The sequence below is a fragment of the uncultured Brachybacterium sp. genome, assembly GCF_947500705.1.
GTDB lineage: Bacteria > Actinomycetota > Actinomycetes > Actinomycetales > Dermabacteraceae > Brachybacterium.
The window spans coordinates 151,736-172,647 of record NZ_CANMSY010000006.1 but is presented as its reverse complement, the minus strand read 5'-3'; the positions used below and the strand labels follow the sequence as shown (position 1 = coordinate 172,647).

Annotated in this window: 21 protein-coding genes; 5 read left to right on the top strand and 16 right to left on the bottom strand. The window is 70.4% G+C overall.

Annotated features, from left to right (window positions below; genetic code table 11):
- Positions 1–20 precede the first annotated feature (20 nt).
- From ybeY to Q0937_RS12285, 3 genes are read right to left on the bottom strand one after another with little or no spacing between them, the layout of a single operon-like run.
- Complete coding sequence (ybeY, locus tag Q0937_RS12295) at positions 21–482, bottom strand: rRNA maturation RNase YbeY (protein ID WP_299304007.1); 462 nt, start codon at positions 480–482, stop codon at positions 21–23.
- Between the two features lie 2 nt (positions 483–484).
- The gene (locus Q0937_RS12290) at positions 485–1,531 is read right to left on the bottom strand and encodes a PhoH family protein (protein ID WP_299304005.1); all 1,047 of its coding nucleotides are present in this window, start codon (positions 1,529–1,531) and stop codon (positions 485–487) included.
- The gene (locus tag Q0937_RS12285) at positions 1,528–1,902 is read right to left on the bottom strand and encodes a histidine triad nucleotide-binding protein (RefSeq protein WP_299304003.1); all 375 of its coding nucleotides are present in this window, start codon (positions 1,900–1,902) and stop codon (positions 1,528–1,530) included. The genes Q0937_RS12290 and Q0937_RS12285 overlap by 4 nt, the downstream gene beginning before the upstream one ends.
- Positions 1,903–1,979: 77 nt before the next feature.
- Here Q0937_RS12285 and Q0937_RS12280 point away from each other — a divergent pair, with 77 nt between their 5' ends.
- Positions 1,980–2,522, top strand: coding sequence for an NADPH-dependent FMN reductase (locus tag Q0937_RS12280; protein ID WP_299304001.1), 543 nt, complete (start codon positions 1,980–1,982; stop codon positions 2,520–2,522).
- Positions 2,523–2,727: 205 nt separating this feature from the next.
- On the opposite strand, the gene Q0937_RS12275 is transcribed toward Q0937_RS12280, so the two are convergent.
- The 3 genes from Q0937_RS12275 to hrcA all read right to left on the bottom strand — a co-directional run bounded on the left by Q0937_RS12275 (position 2,728) and on the right by hrcA (position 5,779).
- Positions 2,728–3,516 (bottom strand): 16S rRNA (uracil(1498)-N(3))-methyltransferase, encoded by a 789-nt coding sequence (locus tag Q0937_RS12275; RefSeq protein WP_299303999.1) that lies wholly within the window; start codon positions 3,514–3,516, stop codon positions 2,728–2,730.
- A gap of 19 nt (positions 3,517–3,535) precedes the next feature.
- The gene (gene dnaJ / locus Q0937_RS12270; protein WP_299303997.1) at positions 3,536–4,663 is read right to left on the bottom strand and encodes a molecular chaperone DnaJ; all 1,128 of its coding nucleotides are present in this window, start codon (positions 4,661–4,663) and stop codon (positions 3,536–3,538) included.
- A gap of 105 nt (positions 4,664–4,768) precedes the next feature.
- Entirely contained in the window at positions 4,769–5,779 is a 1,011-nt protein-coding gene (gene hrcA, locus Q0937_RS12265; RefSeq protein WP_299303996.1) for a heat-inducible transcriptional repressor HrcA, read from the bottom strand.
- Positions 5,780–5,902: 123 nt separating this feature from the next.
- Between hrcA and Q0937_RS12260 the strand changes: the two genes are divergently transcribed.
- Together Q0937_RS12260 and Q0937_RS12255 are read left to right on the top strand one after the other, a co-directional pair.
- Positions 5,903–6,781: a DUF3097 domain-containing protein gene (locus tag Q0937_RS12260; RefSeq protein ID WP_299303993.1), complete on the top strand. Its 879-nt coding sequence runs from the start codon at positions 5,903–5,905 to the stop codon at positions 6,779–6,781.
- A gap of 123 nt (positions 6,782–6,904) precedes the next feature.
- On the top strand, positions 6,905–7,618 hold the full coding sequence (locus tag Q0937_RS12255; RefSeq protein ID WP_299303991.1) for a DUF4870 domain-containing protein: 714 nt from the start codon (positions 6,905–6,907) through the stop codon (positions 7,616–7,618).
- A 76-nt stretch (positions 7,619–7,694) separates the two neighbouring features.
- Here the strand turns inward: Q0937_RS12255 and Q0937_RS12250 are convergent, their stop codons facing one another.
- The 6 genes from Q0937_RS12250 to Q0937_RS12225 form a co-directional block, all read right to left on the bottom strand.
- Complete coding sequence (locus tag Q0937_RS12250) at positions 7,695–8,075, bottom strand: iron chaperone (RefSeq protein ID WP_299303989.1); 381 nt, start codon at positions 8,073–8,075, stop codon at positions 7,695–7,697.
- 24 nt (positions 8,076–8,099) lie between these two features.
- Positions 8,100–9,248, bottom strand: coding sequence for a radical SAM family heme chaperone HemW (hemW, locus tag Q0937_RS12245; RefSeq protein ID WP_299303987.1), 1,149 nt, complete (start codon positions 9,246–9,248; stop codon positions 8,100–8,102).
- Positions 9,245–9,958 carry an MOSC domain-containing protein gene (locus tag Q0937_RS12240; RefSeq protein WP_299303985.1) on the bottom strand — a complete coding sequence of 238 codons (714 nt, stop codon included), beginning with the start codon at positions 9,956–9,958 and terminating at the stop codon, positions 9,245–9,247. The genes hemW and Q0937_RS12240 overlap by 4 nt, the downstream gene beginning before the upstream one ends.
- A gap of 2 nt (positions 9,959–9,960) precedes the next feature.
- Positions 9,961–11,886, bottom strand: coding sequence for a translation elongation factor 4 (lepA, locus tag Q0937_RS12235; RefSeq protein WP_299303983.1), 1,926 nt, complete (start codon positions 11,884–11,886; stop codon positions 9,961–9,963).
- 108 nt (positions 11,887–11,994) lie between these two features.
- The gene (locus Q0937_RS12230; RefSeq protein WP_299303981.1) at positions 11,995–12,912 is read right to left on the bottom strand and encodes an alpha-E domain-containing protein; all 918 of its coding nucleotides are present in this window, start codon (positions 12,910–12,912) and stop codon (positions 11,995–11,997) included.
- Positions 12,899–14,542 carry a circularly permuted type 2 ATP-grasp protein gene (locus Q0937_RS12225; protein WP_299303979.1) on the bottom strand — a complete coding sequence of 548 codons (1,644 nt, stop codon included), beginning with the start codon at positions 14,540–14,542 and terminating at the stop codon, positions 12,899–12,901. The genes Q0937_RS12230 and Q0937_RS12225 overlap by 14 nt, the downstream gene beginning before the upstream one ends.
- A gap of 63 nt (positions 14,543–14,605) precedes the next feature.
- On the opposite strand from Q0937_RS12225, the gene Q0937_RS12220 reads away from it, so the two are divergent.
- Positions 14,606–15,250, top strand: coding sequence for a type II toxin-antitoxin system PemK/MazF family toxin (locus tag Q0937_RS12220; protein ID WP_299303977.1), 645 nt, complete (start codon positions 14,606–14,608; stop codon positions 15,248–15,250).
- Positions 15,251–15,521: 271 nt separating this feature from the next.
- Positions 15,522–15,788, top strand: a complete 267-nt coding sequence (gene rpsT / locus Q0937_RS12215) for a 30S ribosomal protein S20 (RefSeq protein WP_299303975.1) — start codon at positions 15,522–15,524, stop codon at positions 15,786–15,788.
- A gap of 79 nt (positions 15,789–15,867) precedes the next feature.
- On the opposite strand, the gene holA is transcribed toward rpsT, so the two are convergent.
- From holA to Q0937_RS12195, 4 genes are all read right to left on the bottom strand, one after another.
- A complete protein-coding gene (gene holA / locus Q0937_RS12210) occupies positions 15,868–16,854 on the bottom strand; it encodes a DNA polymerase III subunit delta (protein ID WP_299303973.1) in 987 nt (328 codons plus the stop codon).
- 36 nt (positions 16,855–16,890) lie between these two features.
- On the bottom strand, positions 16,891–19,254 hold the full coding sequence (locus Q0937_RS12205; RefSeq protein ID WP_299303972.1) for a ComEC/Rec2 family competence protein: 2,364 nt from the start codon (positions 19,252–19,254) through the stop codon (positions 16,891–16,893).
- Positions 19,251–20,075: a ComEA family DNA-binding protein gene (locus Q0937_RS12200; protein ID WP_299303970.1), complete on the bottom strand. Its 825-nt coding sequence runs from the start codon at positions 20,073–20,075 to the stop codon at positions 19,251–19,253. The genes Q0937_RS12205 and Q0937_RS12200 overlap by 4 nt, the downstream gene beginning before the upstream one ends.
- A gap of 97 nt (positions 20,076–20,172) precedes the next feature.
- Positions 20,173–20,859, bottom strand: a complete 687-nt coding sequence (locus Q0937_RS12195; RefSeq protein ID WP_299303968.1) for a vitamin K epoxide reductase family protein — start codon at positions 20,857–20,859, stop codon at positions 20,173–20,175.
- Positions 20,860–20,912: the final 53 nt, after the last annotated feature.

Sequence of the window (20,912 nt, the reverse complement as noted above, 5' to 3'; positions counted from 1 at the left end):
GACGTGTCATCAGGGGGCGATCAGCGCGCCGGCCGCGAGGCGAGGAACGTGAGCAGGAGCTTGCGCTGGAGGTCGAACATCACGGTGCGTTCATCATCCTCCATATGGTCGTAGCCCAGCAGGTGCAGGATCGAGTGCACGGTCAGCAGCAGCATCTCCTCGACGGCGCTGTGGCCCGCCTCCGCGGCCTGCTTGGTGGCGACCGTCGGGCACAGCACCACATCTCCGAGCAGCCCCTCGGGGGCCGGGTGCTCGGGGGTGCCGGGGATGAGCTCATCCATCGGGAAGCTCATCACGTCGGTGGGGCCAGGCAGGTCCAGCCACTGCACGTGGAGCTTCTCCATCGCGTCCTCGTCGACGAACAGGATCGACATCTCGGTGGCGGGATGCAGGTGCATCGCCTCGAACACGAAGCGGGAGAGGTCGACGAACTCTCGCTCGTCCACGACCGCCGTGGTCTCGTTGCGGATCTCGATGGTCATGCTCAGTGTCCCTTGCTCGTGCGGTGGCGGAGGTCGCGGGCGCCCCCGGGCTGGATCTCCCAGCGCCCATAGGCGTCGACGATCTCGCTGACCAGGCTGTGGCGCACCACGTCCCGGGAGGAGAGGCGGCAGAAGGAGATGTCCTCGATGCCCGAGAGCACCTGTTCGACGACTCGCAGGCCGCTCTTCTGACCGCCTGGGAGGTCGACCTGGGTCACGTCACCGGTGATCACCATGGTGGAGTTGAAGCCGAGCCTGGTCAGGAACATCTTCATCTGCTCAGGGGTGGTGTTCTGGGCTTCGTCGAGGATGATGAAGGCGTCGTTCAGGGTGCGGCCGCGCATATAGGCCAGCGGCGCGACCTCGATGGTGCCGGCGCTCATCAGGCGCGGGATCGACTCCGGGTCCAGCATGTCGTGCAGCGCGTCGTAGAGCGGGCGCAGGTACGGGTCGATCTTCTCGTTCAGGCTCCCCGGCAGGAAGCCGAGCCGCTCCCCCGCCTCGACGGCAGGGCGGGTGAGGATGATGCGGTCCACCTGCTTGCTCAGCAGCTTCTGCACCGCCATCGCGACGGCGAGATAGGTCTTGCCGGTGCCCGCAGGACCGATCCCGAAGGTGATGGTCGAGGACTCGATCGCCTCGATGTATGTCTTCTGACCCATCGTCTTGGGACGGATGGTGCGGCCGCGGGAGGAGAGGATCGTGCGGGAGAGGACCTGCTCGAGCTTCTTCCCGTTCGCGCGCTCATCGCCGTAGAGGTTCGCGGCGCGCTGCACCGCCTCGGCGGTGACGGCCTGGCCGGTGCCGGCCAGCTCGATGATCGAGCGGATGATCTGCTCGCCGCGCCGCAGCGCCTCCTGCGTGCCGCGCAGCGTCACCTGGTGGCCCCGCACGTGCACGTCGGTGTCGGGGATCGCATCCTCGAGCGCCGCCAGGGCCTGATCGTTCTCTCCGAGCACCTGGAAGGGGCTGAGGTGATCGGGGATCGTCAGCTTCCGCTCACGCACCTCGGGAGGGTGCCCGGGTACCGGTTCGAGGGCGTCTGTCACAGTTCTCCTTCTGCGAGCTTCCCGCCTGCCAGGACGTGCGCGTGCACGTGGAAGACGGTCTGGCCGGCGCTCGCACCGGTGTTGAAGATCAGTCGGAAGTCGCCATCGCCCTGGTCTGCGGCCACCTGGGCTGCGACCTGCGCCGTGTGGGCGAGCAGCGACGGATCCTCGACGAGCTCGGTCACGTCGCGACGATGTTCCCGCGGCACCACCAGCACATGCACGGGGGCCTGCGGATGCAGATCCTTGAAGGCGATCACCTGATCGTCCTCGTGGACCCGTTCGGAGGGGATCTCCCCAGCGACGATCCTGCAGAAGACGCAGTCCGGATCATGACGCTGTGTGACGTGCTCGGTGCGGCTGTTTCCCATGCTGGGGAGTCTACGGGAGCGAGGAAGGCCACCTCGGATTGAGGAACATCCCGGATGTATGAGAAGTTTTAATCACTATGACGAAACTTGGAATCATCCTCGCCAGCGCACGTCCGAACCGCGTGGGCGACCACGTCGCCCGCTGGGTCCATGACGCCATCCCCGCCGGGGTCGACGTGGACCTGATCGACCTGCGCGAGGTGGCGCTGCCGGCCTTCGACGGCACCAGCAGCCCCAAGCAGGGCCTGCCCAAGGAGACGGACCACGCCCTCGCCTGGGGAGCCCGGATCGACGCTCTCGATGCCCTGGTGATCCTCACCCCGCAGTACAACGGCTCCTACCCCGGAGCCCTGAAGAACGCGATCGACTTCCTCTATGAGGAGTGGAGCGGCCTGCCCACCGTCCTGGTCGGCTATGGCTGGGGCTCCGCCGGCGAGGTGCTGCCGCTGCTGGAGACCCTGATGACCCGCCTCGGCGCCGACGTGGTCGGCTCGATCGGCCTGGGCTTCCGCGAGGACCTCTCCGTCGAGGGCGAGCTGTTCGTCGCCGAGGAGAAGACCGCGGCGCTCGGCGAGCATCTCACCGCGATCTCCCAGCGAGCGCTCTCGAACGTCGGCTGACCGTCTTCCCGGGCGTGCCGGGTGAGCCGGGCGCCCCTAGCCCACAGTGCCTTCCCGAGCCGTCCGGACACACCGGGTGACCAGCGCCGAGAGCACCGATTCCTTGCATATCCGGCAGGAATCAGTGTTCTCGGCGTTCTGCTGCCGGCGCGGCGACGAGGTCGAGCCAGGGCAGCGGGTGGGCGCAGCAGACGCGCTGGGCAGCTCAGCCCCAGCGACCCAGCAGCGCGCTGAGCACGGCGATCGCGGCGGGGCCGGCGGTCGAGGAGCGCAGCACCTCGGGGCCGAGCAGCACGGAGCGGGCACCCGTCTCGCGCAGCTGAGCGAGCTCCTCGGGATCGATGCCGCCCTCAGGGCCGACGATCACGAGGATCTCCTCGAGACCGTCCTCGCTCGCGGCGCGCAGATCCTCGGCGAGGCTCATCACTCCCACGGACTCCTGCTCGTGCAGCACCAGCACCAGCATCCCGTCGGCCACTCGTCCTCGCAGGTCGGCGACCAGCTGCGAGGTGGTCACGGGCTCCCCGACCGCGGGAATCCCGGGCCGGCGGCACTGCTTGACCGCCGCGCGCACGGTCGACTCCCACTTGGCGCGACCCTTGCGCAGCTTCTCCCCGCGCCAGACGGACACCGAGCGGCGCGCGATCCAGGGCACGACTCGGTCGATCCCGAGCTCGGTGGCCGATTCCACAGCCTGCTCGTCGCGCCCGCCGGTGGCCAGCGCCTGCACCAGGGTCAGCCGGGGCAGGCGCTGCACGGCGGGCGAGGGGTCCGCGAGCAGGCGCAGGTCCAGCGCCTCCTTGCGGGCGGCGGTCACCTCGGCGAGGACCTGACGGCCGGGGGCGTCGGTAAGCAGCACCTGCTCCCCCACCCCGATCCGCGCCACCTTCGCGGCGTGCCGGCCCTCGTCGCCCGCCAGCACGAGGGCATCGCCCATGACGACGGCGGCGAGGGCGTCGTCGAGGATCAGGAAGCCCGGAGGCGTGGTGGGCATCAGGTGCTCTCCCGTCGGCTCAGAACTCGCGCAGGCGCTCGCGGAGCTTCGCGAACGGGCCGTGACCCTTGCTGCGGCGCGTCGTCTCGTCGCCGCGCAGGGCGGCGAGCTGCTGGAGCAGGTCCCGCTCCTCGTCGCTGAGCGAGGTGGGGACATCCACATCGAGCACCACCCGGATGTCGCCGCGGCGCTCGCGGCGCAGCGGGGTGACGCCCAGTCCCTTCAGGACGATCTCCTCACCGGGCTGCGAGCCGGGGCGGACATCGAGATCCTGGGAGCCGTCGAAGGTCTCCAGCAGGATGGTCGCGCCGAGCGCGGCGGTGGTCATGGGGACCGCGATCGTGGTCACCAGGTCGTCGCCGGAGCGTTCGAACATCTCATGATCGGAGACGGACAGCTCGACGAAGAGATCGCCGGACGGCCCGCCCGCCTCGCCGGTCTCGCCTTCGCCGCGCAGCTGGATCCGGGTGCCGTTCTCGACACCGGAGGGGATCCGCACGGTCACCGTGCGCTCGGAGGCGGTGCGGCCGTGACCGGAGCAGCCGGAGCAGGGGCTCTCGATGACATCGCCGTGGCCGTCGCAGGTGGGGCAGGGCGCCATGGTGACCATCTGGCCCAGCAGCGACTGCGCGACCCGCTGGACGTGGCCGGAGCCGTTGCAGGCGGTGCAGCGGGTGGGGCTGGTGCCCGGCTCGCAGCAGGAGCCTGAGCAGCGCTCGCACAGCACCGCGGTGCGGAAGGAGACCTTCTCCTCGGTGCCGAAGACCACATCACGCAGGTCGATCTTCACGCGGCGCAGCACATCTCCGCCGCGGCGCTGGCGGGGCACGGGGCCCTGGTTGCGGCCGCGCATGCCGGAGGCGCCGGCGAACATGTCGAAGATGTCGTTGAAGTCGAAGCCAGCCCCGCCACCGCCGCCGGGGAAGCCACCCATGCCCGGGCCGCCGCCCATGTCGTACTGACGACGCTTGTCCGCGTTGGAGAGCGTCTCGTAGGCCTGGGAGACCCGTTTGAACTTCTCGGCCGCCTCCGGATCCGGGTTCACATCCGGGTGGAGCGTGCGGGCGAGCTTGCGGTATGCCTTCTTGATCTCTTCGGTCGATGCCTCGCGGGAGACGCCGAGGAGGTCGTAGTAATCGTCGTTCACTGCAGTGGGGTCCTTACCGGGGAGTCGGTGCCGCGAGCCGAGGGCACGGGGCGTCGAGAGGCATGGGAGGCGGGGCGGGTGTGAGACCGCCGAGCCCGCCCGAGGCTATTCGAGAAAGCGGGAGACGTAGCGGGCGATGGCCTGGACGGTGGAGATGCCGGTGACGTAATCCATCCGGCTGGGTCCCAGGATCGCGACATGCGAGCCGACACCGTATCCGGCGCCGACGACCGCGGCCTGATGCAGCGCCCGGTCCTGGAGCTCGGTGCCGATGCGCACCTCGACGGCACCCGGCGAGGCGTGCATCTCGGTGAACAGTCGCAGCAGCACCAGCTGCTCCTCGAGCACGTCCAGCAACGGCTCGACGTCCCGGGCGAAGTCCTCGGCCGAGCGTGCGATGTTGGCGGTGCCGGCCATCATGATCCGGCCCTCGGCCCTGGTCGCCGCGAGCGCGGCGAGGGCTTCGGAGACCTCGGCGGCCGCCGGGCGCTCCGGAGGCGTGAGCGCCTCGAGGAACTCGGCAAGCGGCGCGGCGAGATCGGTGACCTCGCGGCCGGCGACGACCCGGTTCAGCTGATCGCGCAGCACGGTGTAGTACTCGGTGGGCTTGCCGGCATTGATCGGCACGGTGCGCTGGTCCACCCGCCCGGACTCGGTGATCAGCACCACCAGCAGCAGGGAGTCGGCGACCTTGACCAGCTCGACATGGCGGATCCGGGCCTGCCTGCGCGCCGGGTACTGCACCATCGCGACCTGCTGGGTCAGCTGCGCGAGCACCCGCACAGTCCGGGCCAGCAGCTCCTCGACGTCGCCGGAGTCCTCGAGCAGGGCGCGGATCGCTCGCCGTTCAGGGGCGGAGAGCGGCTTGATCGTGGCGACGTGGTCGACGAAGGTGCGATAGCCCTTGTCAGTGGGGACGCGACCCGCAGAGGTGTGGGGCTGATGGATCAGCCCCTCCTCCTCGAGCAGGGACATGTCGTTGCGCACCGTCGCGGCGGAGACGCCGAGCTCGTGACGCTCCAGGAGCGACTTGGAGCCGACGGGCTCGCGGGTGGAGACGTAGTCCTCGACGATCGCGCCGAGGATCTGGAGCTTGCGGGCGTCCGTCTCGCTCACCTCCTGCGCTGCGTGCTTCCATCGTTGCTGTCTCGATTGGCACTCTCTCATGCCAGGTGCCAATCCTACGCGTCCCGGCGCGCTGCGCGGGGAGGTGTTCGCCACGGGTGTACGGTGTCGCGCGTGCCTGCTGACTTCCCCGACCGGTACGGCCGCGACGTGCTCTCCTCCGGTCCGCCCGCCCATCATCGTCGCCCTCCTGCGGCCCGCGAGGTCCCCGCTCAGCGGGGTCTGGTCGCCGAGGAGGCCTCCACCGGATTCACCGGCGCGGTGACGCGGGTGGAGAAGATCGCCGGGGAGCTGATCGTCGAGCTCGAGGACGGCCGCGGGGTGCGCCGCACCTTCCCGCTGGGCCCGGGCTTCATGATCGACGGCAGGCCCGTGGTGCTCACCCGCGCCATCGCGAGGACCGCGGCACCGAGCCGCACCCGCTCCGCCTCCGGCTCCATCTACGTCGCGGGGGCGAAGGCGCGCACCGCCCGCGCCTCGCGGATCTGGGTCGAGGGCACCCACGACGCCGAGCTGGTGCAGAAGGTGTGGGGACACGATTTGCGCATCGAGGGCATCGTCGTCGAGCAGCTCGAGGGAGCCGACAACCTCGCCGAGCGCGTGCGCGAGTTCGGGCCCTCCCCCGGGCGCCGACTCGGGATCCTCGTGGACCACCTCGTGAAGGGCTCGAAGGAGTCCCGGATCGCCGCCGAGGTGATGGCGCTGCCCGGCGCCCGCGGCAATGTCACGGTGCTCGGCCACCCGTACGTCGACGTCTGGCAGGCGGTCAAGCCTGCCCGGGTGGGCCTCACCGCCTGGCCGCACATCCCCAAGGGCACCGATATCAAGGTCGGCTCCCTCGCCGCGCTCGGCTGGCCCCATGCGGATAAGTCAGACATCGGGCTGGGCTGGAAGCGCATCCTGTCGACCGTCCGCTCCTATGCCGACGTCGAGCCGACGCTCTCGGGCCGCATCGAGGAGCTCATCGACTTCGTGACGGTCGATCACGCCTGACCCGGGGGATATCCCCCGCGCGATGCGGCGGCACGCCACGCCGACGCCGCCGGATCGGCTCTATAGGCTTTTCGCATGAGCCCGTCGCCGGCCAGAGAACCGGCCCGTCACGAAGAAGGAACCATGAGCCAGACTCCGCATCCGCACGATCCGTTCGGCACCGAGCCGGGTACCCCCGCCGAGCAGGCCGCCCCCACCTCGGATCCCGCCCTGCATCCGCACGACCCCTTCGCCTACGGTCCCGACGCCTCCCGCGCACCGTCGGCACAGAGCGCGGGCAAGCCCGCGACGCAGGCCCCCCACCTCGCAGCACCGGCTCCCGCTCCTGCCGGCCACAGCGCCTACCAGGCACCGGGTGCTGCACCCTACGGCGCCCCCGGTGGGGCGCCGGGCGGAGAGCAGCCCGACCAGCCGATGCCCGGCACCAAGGGCGTCCATGAAGGACCGCTCTCCGGTCAGCCGCTGAGCCGCTCCGACTCACGCATGTGGGGAATGTTCTCGCAGCTCGCGGTGGTCCTCGGGCACGTGGTCAGCTGGGGTTTCCTCGGCTGGGTCGGCCCGCTGATCATCTTCGTGATGTACAAGGACCGCGACCGCTTCGTGCGCTTCCACGCCGCGGAGGCCCTGAACGGTGCGATCGCCGTGGTGATCGCGCAGATCGCCCTGACCATCGCGGTCACGATCTTCGGAGCGCTCTCCTTCGGAATCGGCTGGGCGCTGTACCCGCTGGTCGGACTGCCGGCCCTGCTGCAGCTGATCTTCTCGATCATCGGCGCGGTCAAGGCCAACCAGGGTGAGTACTGGAACTACCCGTTCAACATCCGCCTGGTGAAGTGACGCTCTCGGCGCCTTCTGCGTCGTGACCACAAGAGCCCCCCGGGATCCCAGGATCCCGGGGGCTCTTGTGCTGCCTTCACATCCAGTTCACGCCGTCGACCTCGAACTCGCGCCTCCGATAGGCGATCATCCGCCGCAGCAGCTCGGTGGGCACCGGCGTCGTATAGGGCAGTCTGACGCTCCCCTTGCCGGTCTCGTAGCCGGCGAGCTCTTCGGCGAAGGCCTCCCGGGTGCTCGGGGTGACGGTGAAGTTCGCATGCCGGCGGTGAGCGCTGCAGACGAACAGGATCGTGCCGCGCGGGTGCAGGTACGCCGGTGAACCCCATTTGAGGGCCTCGCTCGCCTCGGGCACAGCATCCTGCGCCAGCGCCCGCAGTTCACGCATCCGGGCAGCAGCCGGCTCGTCCAGCGCCGCGATGTACTCGTCGGTCGTGGTGGGCTTCGCTGACGGTGCCATCCCCGCAGTCTGCCCGCAGAGGCCTCAGGGCACCAGGTCGCGGATCACGGCATCGGCCAGCAGCCGTCCCTGGCGAGTCAGGACAGCCCGGCCGCCGGCGAGGGCGTCGGCGTCCAGGTGCCCGCGCTCACGGTGCACCGCGAGCATCGCCCGCTTCTCCTCGGGGACCACCTCCACGGCGAGCCCGTCGGCGATCCGGAGTTCGAGCATGATCCGCTCGACCAGCCGGTCCTCGGCGGCGACCTGCTCAGCGTCGGCCACCGGCATCTCACCCTCCGCGAGCATCCGCGCATAGCGGCTGGGGTGCTTGACGTTCCAGGAGCGCAGCCCGTCACGGTGACGGTGTGCACCGGGGCCGATCCCCCACCAGTCGGTGCCGCGCCAGTAGGCGAGGTTGTGGCGGGAGCGCTGGGCCTCGGTGCGGGCCCAGTTGGAGACTTCGTACCAGGACAGGCCGTCAGCGCGCGCGAGGTCGTCGACCAGCTCGTACTTGTCGGCCATGTCGTCCGGGTCCGGGGCCTCGAGCTCGCCGCGGCGCAGCTGCCGGGCCATCGCGGTGTTGCCCTCGATGATCAGCGAGTACGCCGACATATGGTCGACCCCGCAGGCCAGTGCGGCTTTCACCGAGGTCTCGACATCGGTGAGGGTCTCCCCCGGGGTGCCGTAGATGAGGTCGAGGCTGACGTCGAGCCCTGCCTCCTTCGCCCAGGCCACAGCCTGGGGCACCTTCTCGGGGTCGTGGGTCCGGTCGAGCGTCGCGAGCACCGAGGGCACGGCGGACTGCATGCCGAGGGAGACGCGGGTGATGCCCCCGTCGGCGAGGCGGGACAACGAGGCGCGGGTGACGGAGTCCGGGTTCGCCTCGGTGGTGATCTCCGCGTCCGGGGCCAGGGGGATCAGAGTGCGCAGATGCTCGAGCATCCGGACCAGGTCGTCGGCCGGCAGCAGCGTCGGGGTGCCGCCGCCGAAGAAGACGGTCGAGACCTGCTCGTAGTCGTAACCGGCAGCGCGGTCCGCGGCAAGGGTCAGATCCATCTCCCGCATCGCGTTGTCCGCATACTCCGCCTGGGAGCCGCCGCCGCCGAGCTCGGTCGCGGTGTAGGTGTTGAAATCGCAGTACCCGCAGCGCACGGCGCAGAAGGGCACGTGGACGTAGACGGACAGCGGGTTCACAGGCCCATCCCCAATCCCAGCCCGCGCCCGGTGGAGCGCAGCCGGTCAGGGAAATCGGCGCCCTGATCAGCGCGTCGCAGCACGTTCTGGGCACTGTCCACGAGCGTGTCGTACAGCACGGTCTCGCTCTCCAGCGCCCAGTCCAGCAGCGCACGGGACTGGTCTGCGCTCAGTCCGCGGAAGGCATCGCCGATGGTGACCCCATGCGCGGGACGGTGGAGCACCTCGATCGCGTCACCGGCGGAGGTCTCCCCCTCCACCAGCACCCGGAAATAGGCGCCGCAGCGGCCCTCGGCAGTGAAGTGGCGACCCCAGCGGCGGTCACCGATCCAGGCGGAGAACGTGCCACAGGGGTTGCGGGGGCAGGTCGCTTCGAGCTCGGCGGTGCCGATCCGCCAGCGCTCACCGATCACCGTCTCGTCGGTGTCCTGGCCGGTGGTCACGAGGTTCTCCCCGAAGGACCCGTCGGGCAGCTCGAGCTCGCGAGCGGCGGCGTGCGCCTCGCGCGTCTCCCGGGCGAAGGCGTAGACGGCTTTGAAGATCCCGCCGTGATGCTCGCGGTCTCCCTGCACGTCGCCGAGCACCCCGTGGGTGAGCAGTCGCACCGGCCCGTCCGCGGGCCGCTTGTCGATGCCGCTCATCAGTCCGCTCGCCGCGACGGGGAAGAGCTGGGCGACGGTGCAGACCGCCGCGATGCGTCCGGTCTCCATGCTCACTTCTTCTTGCTGTCCTTGGGCATGTCGCCCTCGTCGGAGGAGAGCGCGGCGATGAAGGCCTCCTGCGGGACCTCGACGGACCCGATGTTCTTCATGCGCTTCTTGCCCTCCTTCTGCTTCTCCAGCAGCTTGCGCTTACGGGAGATGTCGCCGCCGTAGCACTTGGACAGCACGTCCTTGCGCATGGCGCGGATGTTCTCGCGGGCGATGATGCGGGAGCCGATGGCGGCCTGGATCGGCACCTCGAACTGCTGGCGCGGGATGAGCTTCTTGAGCTTCCCGGCCATCTCCACACCGTAGTTGTAGGCCTTGTCGCGGTGCACGATCGCGCTGAAGGCATCGACCGGCTCGGCCTGCAGGAGCATGTCGACCTTCACCAGATCGGCGACCTGGGAGCCGGAGACGTCATAGTCCAGCGAGGCGTAGCCGCGGGTCTTGGACTTCAGCTGGTCGAAGAAGTCGAAGACGATCTCCGCGAGCGGCAGGGTGTAGCGCAGCTCGACCCGATCCTCGCTGAGATAGTCCATGCCGCCGAGGACCCCGCGCTTGGACTGGCACAGCTCCATCACGGCGCCGATGAACTCGCTGGGCACCAGGATGGTGGCCCTGGTGATCGGCTCGCTGATCTCGCGGACCTTGCCGACGGGGAAGTCGGAGGGGTTCAGCACCTCGACCTCGCTGCCGTCCTCCATCACGACCTGGTAGACGACCGAGGGAGCGGTCGCGATCAGGTCGAGGTTGAACTCCCGCTCGAGCCGCTCCCGGATGATCTCCAGGTGCAGCAGCCCCAGGAAGCCGACCCGGAACCCGAAGCCGAGCGCGGTGGAGGTCTCCGGCTCATAGAGCAGCGCGGCGTCGTTGAGCTTGAGCTTGTCGAGCGCGTCGCGCAGCACCGGGTAGTCGGAGCCGTCGATCGGGAACAGGCCGGAGTACACCATCGGCTTGGGGTCCGAATAGCCCTCGAGAGCTTCGGTCGCCCCGCGGATGGAGGTGGTGATGGTGTCGCCGACCTTCGACTGGCGCACGTCCTTCACGCCGGTGATGAGGTACCCGACCTCGCCGGGGCCGATGCCCTGGGTGGGATGCGGCTCCGGAGAGCTCACGCCGATCTCGAGCAGTTCGTGGTGGGCGCCGGTGGACATCATGTCGATGCGGTCCCGCGCCTTCAACGAGCCGTCGATCACCCGGATGTAGGTGACCACGCCGCGGTAGGTGTCGTACACGGAGTCGAAGATCATCGCGCGGCAGGGGGCCTCGGGGTCGCCCTGCGGCGACGGGAGGGTCCGCACCACGTGGTCCAGGAGCTCCTCGACACCGAAGCCGGTCTTGCCGGAGACGCGCAGCACGTCATCGGGGTCCACCCCGACGAGCTGTCCGATCTCGGCGGCGTACTTCTCGGGATCCGCGCCGGGCAGGTCGATCTTGTTCAGCACCGGGATGATGGTGAGGTCGTTCTCCATCGCCAGGTACAGGTTCGCGAGGGTCTGCGCCTCGATGCCCTGGGCGGCGTCGACCAGCAGGATCGCGCCTTCGCACGCGGCCAGCGAGCGGGAGACCTCGTAGGTGAAGTCCACATGCCCCGGGGTGTCGATCATGTTCAGGGCGTAGTTCACGCCGTCGACCTGCCAGGGCATGCGCACGGCCTGGCTCTTCACGGTGATGCCGCGCTCGCGCTCGATGTCCATCCGGTCGAGGTACTGGGCGCGCATCGCGCGGGAGTCGACGACCCCGGTGATCTGCAGCATGCGGTCGGCCAGCGTGGACTTGCCGTGGTCGATGTGCGCGATGATGCAGAAGTTGCGGAGCCGCTCCTGGGGGGTCGAGGCGGGAAGGATGTCCCGCGCCTCGTCGGCAGCGATGCTCGGGGTCACCGGCTTACGTCCTCTCGTCGATGGCGGGCCGGGCGCTCGCGCGCCGGGCATCGGCCCATCGTCTCATGGGGAACGCTCCCGGCCCTGCTCCCGCGCTGCTCCCGGACAGAGGTCACAGGGGTGGCCCACCGGGGATCGCAGAGGGAGCTGCGCGCTCCCTCAGTGCGCCGGGTGGAAGTACGTCGTCCCCAGCGCCCGGGTGACGGCGCCGGTGACCATCTGCAGCTGCTCCATCTCCTCGTCGAAGTTCTCGACGATGTCGTCCAGGGAACGAAAGCGCAGGCTCGCCAGGGCGCGGCCGACGATCCTGCGGGCGGGCTCGGCGGCGCCCAGCCGGTCGAAGCTGTTGCCGTGCAGCTTCGCGAGGGTCTCGAGCGCCTCGTCGATCTCGCCGAGGCAGTGCACGGCCGAGCGGGGGAAGATCGAGTCCAGCAGCAGGAACTCGATCGACCGTGCGGAGCGGACCCGGCCGCGGTAGGAGCGGATATATGCTTCGTGCGCGCTGCACGAGCGCAGCAGCGTCACCGTCGCCGCGGAGGAGGAGTCCTCCAGGTCGTGGTCCTGCAGGTTGCGGGCCAGCATGTCGACCCGCTCGAGCAGCTGCCCGATCCGCAGGAACAGCCACGCCTCGTCACGCGTCATCGAGGCGTCCACCAGCCCGTTCACCACCGCGCAGCGGTCCTTGGCGAACTGGAAGGCGCCATGCATGCGGGAGGGACGGACGCCGCGCGGCAGGCCCAGGGTCGTGGTGTTCAGCGACTCCCACACCTCGGTCGAGAGCACCTCGCGCACGCCCCGGGCGTTCTCCCGGGCGGTGAACAGCGCACCCGCCACAGAGGACGGATTCGCACGGTCGGTGAGCAGCCGGTCCAGCACCCGCTGCACGCTGTGATCGGACTCGTCGGTCTGCTCGACCCCGAAGATCTGGTAGACGTCGCGGCAGGCCTCGGCGAAGTCCTCCGGGGTGTCCTCGGTGATCGACTGCAGCTTCACGTCGAGGATGCGTGCCGTCTGGTCCGCGCGTTCGACGTACCTGCCGATCCAGAACATCGCGTCGGCGATCCTACTGAGCATCATGGGGTGTCTCCTCGACGTCGATGATCGGAATCGCGGAGGTCACCGGGTCGGGCTCGGGTGCCCGTTCCTCGGCCTGCTCCTCGCGCGGGTCCTCGAACTCGTCGTAGCTGTCGTCCATGGGATCCTCGATCCCCTCGTCCTCCTGGGCCTGGGCCTGGGCCTGCGCCGCAGGCCCCGCGGCCGCGTCCCGCTCGGGGGCGAGCACCCAGGTGTCCTTCGAGCCGCCGCCGCGGGAGGAGTTCACGATCATCTCGCCGCGGGGCAGGGCCACCCTGGTGAGGCCGCCGGGCAGCACCCAGACGTCATCGCCGCTGTTCAGCGCGAAGGGACGGAGGTCCACATGGCGAGGCTCGGGTCCCTCCTCGACGAGGGTGGGGATGGTGGAGAGCTGGACCACGGGCTGGGCGATCCAGCCACGGGGATCCGCGATCAGCCGCTCCCGCAGCGCCTCGAGCTCCTTCCGAGAGGCGGCGGGACCGATCACGATGCCCTTGCCCCCGGAGCCGTCGACCGGCTTGACCACCAGCTCGTCGAGCCGATCGAGCACCTCAGCCAGGGAGTCGGGCTCCTCGAGCCGCCAGGTGTCGACGTTGGGCAGGATCGGCTCCTCGGAGAGGTAGTAGCGGATCAGGTCGGGCACATAGGTGTAGGTGAGCTTGTCGTCCCCGATCCCGTTGCCGATGGCGTTGGCGACCACCACGTTGCCGGCGAGGATCGCGCGCACCAGGCCCGGGACCCCGAGCGCGGAATCGGGCCGGAACACCTCCGGGTCCAGGAAGTCGTCGTCGGTGCGCTTGTAGATCACGTCCACGCGGCGCAGCCCGGCGGTGGTGCGCATGTAGATGCGCTCGCCCCGCTCGACGAGGTCCGAGGCTTCGACCAGATCAACCCCCATGGTGCGGGCCAGCAGGGAGTGCTCGAAGTAGGCGCTGTTGTAGCGGCCGGGGGTGAGGACCACGACGGTGGTCTCCTCCCCTGCGGTGTCCGGGGCGGCGGCCTGCAGCGCCGAGAGCAGCCGGCCCGGGTATTCGCCGACCCGCCGCACCGGCCGGTCCGCGAACAGCTCGGGGAAGCCCTGAGCCATCGCGCGCCGGTTCGAGAGCACGTAGCTGACGCCGCTGGGGGTGCGCACGTTGTCCTCGAGCACCCGGAAGTCGCCGGCTCCGTCCCGCACCAGATCGATCCCGGAGATGTGGATCCGCACGCCGTTGGGCGGCGAGTAGCCGCGCATCGCGTCGACCACATAGGTGGAGGAGGTGACCAGCTCCGCGGGGATCACCCCGTCGGCGATCGCGGCCTGGTCGTTGTAGAGGTCGTCGAGGAACCGTTCGAGCGCACGCACCCGCTGGCCGACCCCGGCCGAGACCCGGGTCCACTCCTCGGCGGCCACCACCCGCGGGATCGCATCGATCGGGAAGGGACGCTCCTCCCCCGCGTAGTCGAAGGTGATGCCCTGATCGAGGTAGCTGCGGGCCAGGGAGTCGGACCGGCTGCGGAATTCTTCCGTGCCGAGCCCGGACAGGGCGTCGTGCAGCGCCTGATAGGTGGGGTGCACCGTCCCGTCAGGGGCGAACATCTCATCGCCGCCGGAGCCGGTCCGCGCACTGTGGAACAGCGGGGAAGCAGACATGCCTACCATTCTCACATCGACCCCCTCCTCTGTGGCGCACTCCCCCCAGGAAGCGAGAACCTGATGTCCCTGGTCTCCCGACTGACCTCCCTCCTGCGTTCCGCGGCTCGCAGCCCCGCCGTCCGACGAGGAGCCCGCTCGCTGAGCCGGGCGGCGGTCCAGGCGGTGAAGGAGCAGCGGTCCGACACGAGTGGGCACGGTGCTGGAAGGGCTGCCGGAAAGGCTGCTGGAAGGGCCGCCGCCGGCGCGGACAGCGCCCGCGCGCTCGCCGACCGCCGCGGAGCCACGCCCCTCACCCTCGAGTACGCCCCGCGCCAGGACGGCCATCCGGATCCGGGCGAGGTGGTCTGGGCCTGGGTGCCCTATGAAGAGGACCTCTCCCAGGGCAAGGACCGTCCGGTGCTGGTCATCGCCGAAGAGCCGGCCGCGACGGGTGGGTCCGACGGAACCGGCGAGGTGCTGGTGGCGCTCATGCTCACCTCCCGTGATCGTGCCGACGTCGGCGAGGTCACCACCGATCAGCACGGTGCGACCTGGGTGGACATCGGCAGCGGCGAGTGGGACCGGGAGGGACGGGCCTCCGAGGTGCGGGCCGACCGGCTGCTGCGCCTGGCACCCGGTGAGGTGCGCCGTGCGGGCGGGAGGCTGGACCGCGCCCGCTACGATCGAGTCTCCGCGGCGGTCCGGACGGTGCACGGATGGCGATGAGCTGACCGGATCCCCCGAGAGACACGCCGCACATCGGGTACGCCCGGGGGCGTTGCTCTGGTAATGTCTTGCCCCGTATGTGTGACATACCGTTCGGTGTGCGCATGATAGTCCCGCCGTGTCAGGGGCGACGATTCGTGCGACCCGGGCGAGTACCCGTGGCAGCGACCCGGTACCGACGTCTCAGGCGAATCCCCACCGCCGTCCCTGTCGGCTCCGATCCTCGGCCGTCGCGGAAGATCCACCGCAGCAGCACAAGAGAAGAGTCTTCGTGGCAAACATCAAGTCCCAGATCAAGCGGAACAAGACGAACGAAAAGGCGCGCCTTCGCAATCGCGCCGTCAAGTCCGAACTCCGCACCTACACCCGCAAGGTGAAGGCCGCCGTCTCCACCGGTGACGCAGAGGTTGCCGGCGAGGCGCTCAAGACCGCCTCGCGCAAGCTCGACAAGGCCGTCTCCAAGGGCGTCATCCACCAGAACCAGGCCGCGAACCGCAAGTCCGGTCTCGCGAAGCTGGTCGCCGCGGTGAGCGCCTGAGCATCACCCGCTCGCGTCTGTGACGAGCCCCCGCACACCACGATGGTGTGCGGGGCCTCGTCGTCTCGGAGGATGCTGTTCAGCCGGCGCGACGGGCGCGGCAGATCCCCATCACCATCCTCTGCACGGACCAGCGAGGATCGCGTCCCGCACCCTTGACCTCATGATCCGCACGGGCGATGGCCTCCAGGGCTCGAGCCAGGGAGCGATCGTTCCAGTTCCTCGCCTCACGCGAGAGGTTGCGCGCCATCCAGTCCGGCATCCCCAGGGTGCGGGCACTGGCGCCGGGCGCGCTGACCTTCGCCAGGGAGCGCATCTTCGAGGCGATCGCGGCGACGATCGGCACCGGATCGGCGCCGGCCAGCTGGGCCTGCTGGAGCAGCTGGAGTGCCTCCTGCTCGCGGCCGGCGATCGCGGCATCGGCGACGGCGAAGGCGGTGGACTCCACCCGGCCGGCGGTCAGCGCGTGCACCTCCGCGAGGGTCACCTGGATGGCCTGCTCGCCGGGGTCGGCGGTGGTGTCCTCGATGAGCTGATGGCTGATGGCGGCGAGCTCGGCGAGGTCGGTGCCGAAGGCGTCCACCAGGGCGACCAGTGCCTCGGGCTGGATGCGGCGCTGGGCACGGGCGAACTCGGCGGCGACGAAGGTCTGCTTGTCTCCGGCTCGTTTGACGGGGCTCGCATCCACGCGCGGCACCCCGGCCTTCTTGAGCGTGTCCAACAGCTTCTTGCCGCGGTTGCCGCCGCGGTGGACGAGCACCACAGTGACGTCCTGCTCAGGGGACTTCACGTAGTCGAGCAGCTCGGCGACCAGGGCGTCCGGTGCGGCCTGCAGCTCGGGGACGACGACGAAGCGGGGCTCGCCGAAGAGCGACGGGCTGGTCACCTGGGTGAGGGCGCCGGGACCGAGCGCGTCACCGGAGAGGTCATGGACCGCGACCGAAGGATCCGCCTCGCGGGCCATGCCGCGCAGTCGCTGGACAGCACGATCGGCGATCAGGGTCTCGGTGCCATGGACCAGCACGATCGGTGCGAGGGCGACGCTGTGCCACTCGACATCGCTCACGGGGGCTCCTGACTGCTGGGAAGGGACTGGTCGATCCTATCGGGCCGGGCCGACGCTGCGAGGCGGCGACTGCTGATCGACCGGCAGCACCACAGTGCCGTGGACGTCGGTCCGCAGCACCTGCGCACCGATCTGGTCCAGCAGCGTCAGGAGCTCCTCGGTGGGGTGCCCGAAGCTGTTCTCCTGTCCCACCGGCACCAGGGCGAGGTCGGGGTCCAGCTGATGGTAGAGCGCGGCGTGCTGGAAGCGGGATCCATGATGCGCGACCTTCACGATCTCCGCCGGACCGGGGGTGAGCGCGGCGAGCTCCGCCTGCGCCGCGGGTTCCAGATCGCCGAGCGCGACCAGGCGGGTGCCGTCCGCCCAGAGCACCTCGAGCGCGAGCGAGCAGTCGTTGGCCGCGTCTCCCTCCCCCGACCCCTGTTCCGCGACGTTCGCCCGCAGCGCATCCTCGGCGGAACCCGGCCACAGCACCCGCAGGAAGAGGCCCGGCCGCTGCCAGGTCTCCCCGGTGGAGGCTGCGGCCGCGGGCGCTCCCGGCACGACGTCGCGGGCGGCCTCCGGCAGCGGGCATATCCATTGCTGGGCAGGTTCACGTTGCCCGGTGAGCGCTTCCCGACCGCCGGTGTGGTCGCGGTGGGGATGGGTGAGCACCAGCAGATCGATCCGGTTCACCTGCAGGCGATCCAGGCACTGGCGCAGCGCGGCGGGGTCGGGGCCGGTGTCGATGAGCACTGTGGGTGCGTCCCTGGCTGCGGCCTGAGGGCGCAGCACCAGCGCATCCCCCTGGCCCACGGCGCACATCGCGAGGCTCCAGTCCGGGGCGGTCCCGAACGGCAGCAGCCGGCCGATCCCCGGGGCGAGGACCACGACCAGCAGTGCGGCCATCACCCAACGCACCAGGGGGAAGCGGCGGGCTGCCAGGGCGATCGCGGCCACCAGCAGCACGGCGATCGTGAGCAGAACCCCGGTGGCACCCTCGGGCACGGTGATGCGCGAGCCCGGAAGAGCATCGGCGGTGCGGGCGATCAGGAGCACGAGGTGCGTCCCACCCGCTGCGGCGGTATACAGGACCGCTGCCGCGGGCGGCCAGAGCACCCCGACCACCAGGGCGAGCAGTCCGATCACGGTCGCCGGGCCCACCAGCGGGCCGACGATCATGTTCACCGGCACCGCCCAGAGCGAGATCTCCGGGGTGAGCAGGATCAGCAGCGGGGTGCAGGCGAGCTGGGCGACCAGCGGCACCGCGAGCACCAGCGCGGCGGTGCGGCCCAGGCGGCCCCCGGTGAGCTCGGACAGGGCGGTGGCCAGCGGCGGGGCGGCCACCAGGATCGCGGCGGTCGCGAGGGCGGAGAGCAGGAAACCGACGGAGGCGGCGGTGACGGGGTCGAGCACCGACCACAGGGCCACGGTGAGTGCGAGCGCCGCGACCGGGGAGGCGCGCACACCGGCGAAGCGAGCGGCGAGCAGCGGAGCGGCCATGGTCGCGGCCCGCTGGACGCTGGGCTCGTCCCCGACCAGCCACACATAGCCCACCATCACGATGGCGCCGGCGAGCAGGCGGGGCCGGCGGCGCACCCCGGCCAGCAGCAGTGGGATCAGCACTGCGGCGAGCACGAGGGCGATATTCGCTCCGGAGACCGCGACCAGGTGGGAGATACCGGCCCGGCGCATGATCCCCTCGGTGCGCTCGCTCATGCCGCTGGTGTCACCGGTGGTCATGCCGCGCACCAGCGCGGCCTCGTCGGCCGGGAGATGCGAGGTGGCCTCCCGCGCCAGCTCCCGCAAGGAGTGACGGGCGGACTGCGCCCGGCCGGTCATCCCCGGCACCGGCACAGCCGTCACCTCGGTGGCACGCAGGATCACCAGGGACCCGCTGATCGTGACGGTGCCACGCAGCTGGGCAGCATCGCCGTCCCGTACCCGCGCCATGCCCTTCTCCCCCTCGCCGGAGGCGCGCACCAGCAGCGGCAGCGACGCGGGCAGAGCTGCCTCCTCACGCCCGATGCGGGCGGGGCCGCGGACGGTCCGTGCTCGCATCTGCAACCCGTCACGGGACCATTCCGGGCCGCTGGCGGGGGCGGCGGGGTCCGCAGCGGCGACCACGGTCAGCTCCACGATCAGTCCCTGGGCGGCGGCCTCCTCGAACAGCTCGTCAGTGGTGCCATGGCGCTGAAGGGCCGGGAACAGGAGCACCCCGGCCAGCACCACGATGCCCAGATGGGCGAAGATCCCACTCGCGGTGCGGGTGCCGCCGCTGACCGTGATCACGGTCAGTCCCAGCGTCACCAGCACGGCGCACCCGGCGACGGCGGCCGCGGTGCCGACGGTCACGCCGAGCACCGCGAGGGCCCAGATGCAGGTGGCGGCGGGGAGCAGCCGCAGATCGGCCCGGGTCATGTGGTCGCCCGGTCGCGGATCTCCTCCAGGGTCGATGGGCCGATCCCGGAGACCTCGAGCAGGCCGTCGACGCTGGTGAAGGGCCCGTTCTTCTCCCGATGCTCGACGATCCGCTGGGCGATCGCGGGTCCCACCCCAGGCAGCTCCTCGAGCTCCGCAGCGCTCGCGGTGTTCAGATCGATCACGCCCGGGGAGCCCGCAGCGGGTGCATCCCCTGCCTCGGAGGCTCCGGGACCTGCCGCTGCGGGATCCGCCGCTCTCGGCTCCTCCCCCGGGACGGGCAGATGGATCTGCTCGCCATCACCCACCGGCCGGGCGAGATTCACGGCGGACAGATCGGCATCGTCGGTGGGCCCGCCGGCGGCCTGCAGCGCATCGTCGACCCTCGCCCCCGCGGGCAGCTGCACCACCCCGGGCGCGGCCACCGCCCCGGAGACATGGACCACGAGCTCGGACCCGGCGGCAGGGGGTTCCCCGGCTGCGGCGGCAGGAGCGTCATCCGGGGTGTGCTCCGCCTGCGCTGAGGACGGACCGTCCCCGTCGGCCGTTCCTCCCTCGGTTTCCTCCGGCTGCACCAGCACGGTCGGCTCCGCCTCGAGCGGCACCGCAGAACCCGTCCCGGAGAGGTGGATGACGCCGACCCCGATCAGCACCAGCACCGCGATCCCCACCAGCGCCGAGGGGGACGGTGCGGGCATCGAGAGCCGGCGACGCGGCGTCTCGGCAGTGTGGTCGCGGCGCTCGATCAGCGCCTGACCGGTGCGGCGGTGCGTCCCGGCGCGGCGCTGCGTCGGCCCGTCGGATCCGGTGTGTGCTCCCATGCCCGCGAACCTAGGTGGCCAGGCCCCACCCCGCCAGGCACCGCCCGGCTATGGGGACGCGGAGCCCCTGTGGAGGAACGGTCACGTGAGCTCAGCCTCAGAGGCCGAGCATCGTCAGCCACTGCTGGCGGAACACGAGCGCGATCACGACGATCACGAGCAGGTACCACAGCAGGGTCGCCACCACCCAGTGGCGCAGCACCTTCGCGAGCGGCGTCGACAGTCGCAGGTCGCCGCTCTCGATGGTGCGGGCGAGGGTCGCGAAGAACATGGGGGCCGTGACGGTCCAGACCACCATGCACCAGGGGCACAGCGCTCTGATCAGGAAGATCGCGGAGATCGCCAGGAAATGCACGTATCCGAAGGCGAAGGTCATCCCGCCCAGACGGGCCCAGCGGATCCAGGTGGGCAGCACCGCGCCGGAGGCCATCAGCGCACCGAGGACGCCCATGATCGCGAAGCCGCCCAGCCCGATCGCCATGTTGGGGATCCCCAGTGCCGAGGACTGCCAGGTCATCATCACGCTGCCGCAGGAGATGAAGGGGTTCACGTCGCAGGACAGGGTGCCGCCGGGGTTCGCGAGGAGGAACTCCTTGCCGACCTGCAGCTCGAGGGCGGCGATCCAGCCGACGAGACCGCCGATCAGGAGCACCAGGCCGGTGAGCCGCTGACCGGCCCGACTCTTCGCGGAGCGCTCCGCGGCCAGCTCCGCATCGATCTCGGCGAGCAGCGTCGCGTCGTCCTCCGCGGGGTCTGCGGGGTCCGTGGTGGGGTTCTCTTTCATGGCAGGACCGTGCTCTTCCGTGCGAGGGATCAGGTCTTCAGGTCTGCGGGTTC

Excerpts from the sequence above, each read along its gene's own strand:
- Q0937_RS12195 (WP_299303968.1), bottom strand. The coding sequence starts at position 20,859 with ATGAAAGAGAACCCCACCACGGACCCCGCAGACCCCGCGGAGGACGAC.
- ybeY (WP_299304007.1), bottom strand. The coding sequence starts at position 482 with ATGACCATCGAGATCCGCAACGAGACCACGGCGGTCGTGGACGAGCGA.
- Q0937_RS12225 (WP_299303979.1), bottom strand. The coding sequence starts at position 14,542 with ATGTCTGCTTCCCCGCTGTTCCACAGTGCGCGGACCGGCTCCGGCGGC.
- Q0937_RS12205 (WP_299303972.1), bottom strand. The coding sequence starts at position 19,254 with ATGACCCGGGCCGATCTGCGGCTGCTCCCCGCCGCCACCTGCATCTGG.
- Q0937_RS12250 (WP_299303989.1), bottom strand. The coding sequence starts at position 8,075 with ATGGCACCGTCAGCGAAGCCCACCACGACCGACGAGTACATCGCGGCG.
- Q0937_RS12230 (WP_299303981.1), bottom strand. The coding sequence starts at position 12,912 with ATGATGCTCAGTAGGATCGCCGACGCGATGTTCTGGATCGGCAGGTAC.
- Q0937_RS12275 (WP_299303999.1), bottom strand. The coding sequence starts at position 3,516 with ATGCCCACCACGCCTCCGGGCTTCCTGATCCTCGACGACGCCCTCGCC.
- Q0937_RS12280 (WP_299304001.1), top strand. The coding sequence starts at position 1,980 with ATGACGAAACTTGGAATCATCCTCGCCAGCGCACGTCCGAACCGCGTG.
- lepA (WP_299303983.1), bottom strand. The coding sequence starts at position 11,886 with ATGCCCGGCGCGCGAGCGCCCGGCCCGCCATCGACGAGAGGACGTAAG.
- Q0937_RS12240 (WP_299303985.1), bottom strand. The coding sequence starts at position 9,958 with ATGGAGACCGGACGCATCGCGGCGGTCTGCACCGTCGCCCAGCTCTTC.
- Q0937_RS12255 (WP_299303991.1), top strand. The coding sequence starts at position 6,905 with ATGAGCCAGACTCCGCATCCGCACGATCCGTTCGGCACCGAGCCGGGT.
- Q0937_RS12285 (WP_299304003.1), bottom strand. The coding sequence starts at position 1,902 with ATGGGAAACAGCCGCACCGAGCACGTCACACAGCGTCATGATCCGGAC.
- Q0937_RS12200 (WP_299303970.1), bottom strand. The coding sequence starts at position 20,075 with ATGGGAGCACACACCGGATCCGACGGGCCGACGCAGCGCCGCGCCGGG.
- Q0937_RS12220 (WP_299303977.1), top strand. The coding sequence starts at position 14,606 with ATGTCCCTGGTCTCCCGACTGACCTCCCTCCTGCGTTCCGCGGCTCGC.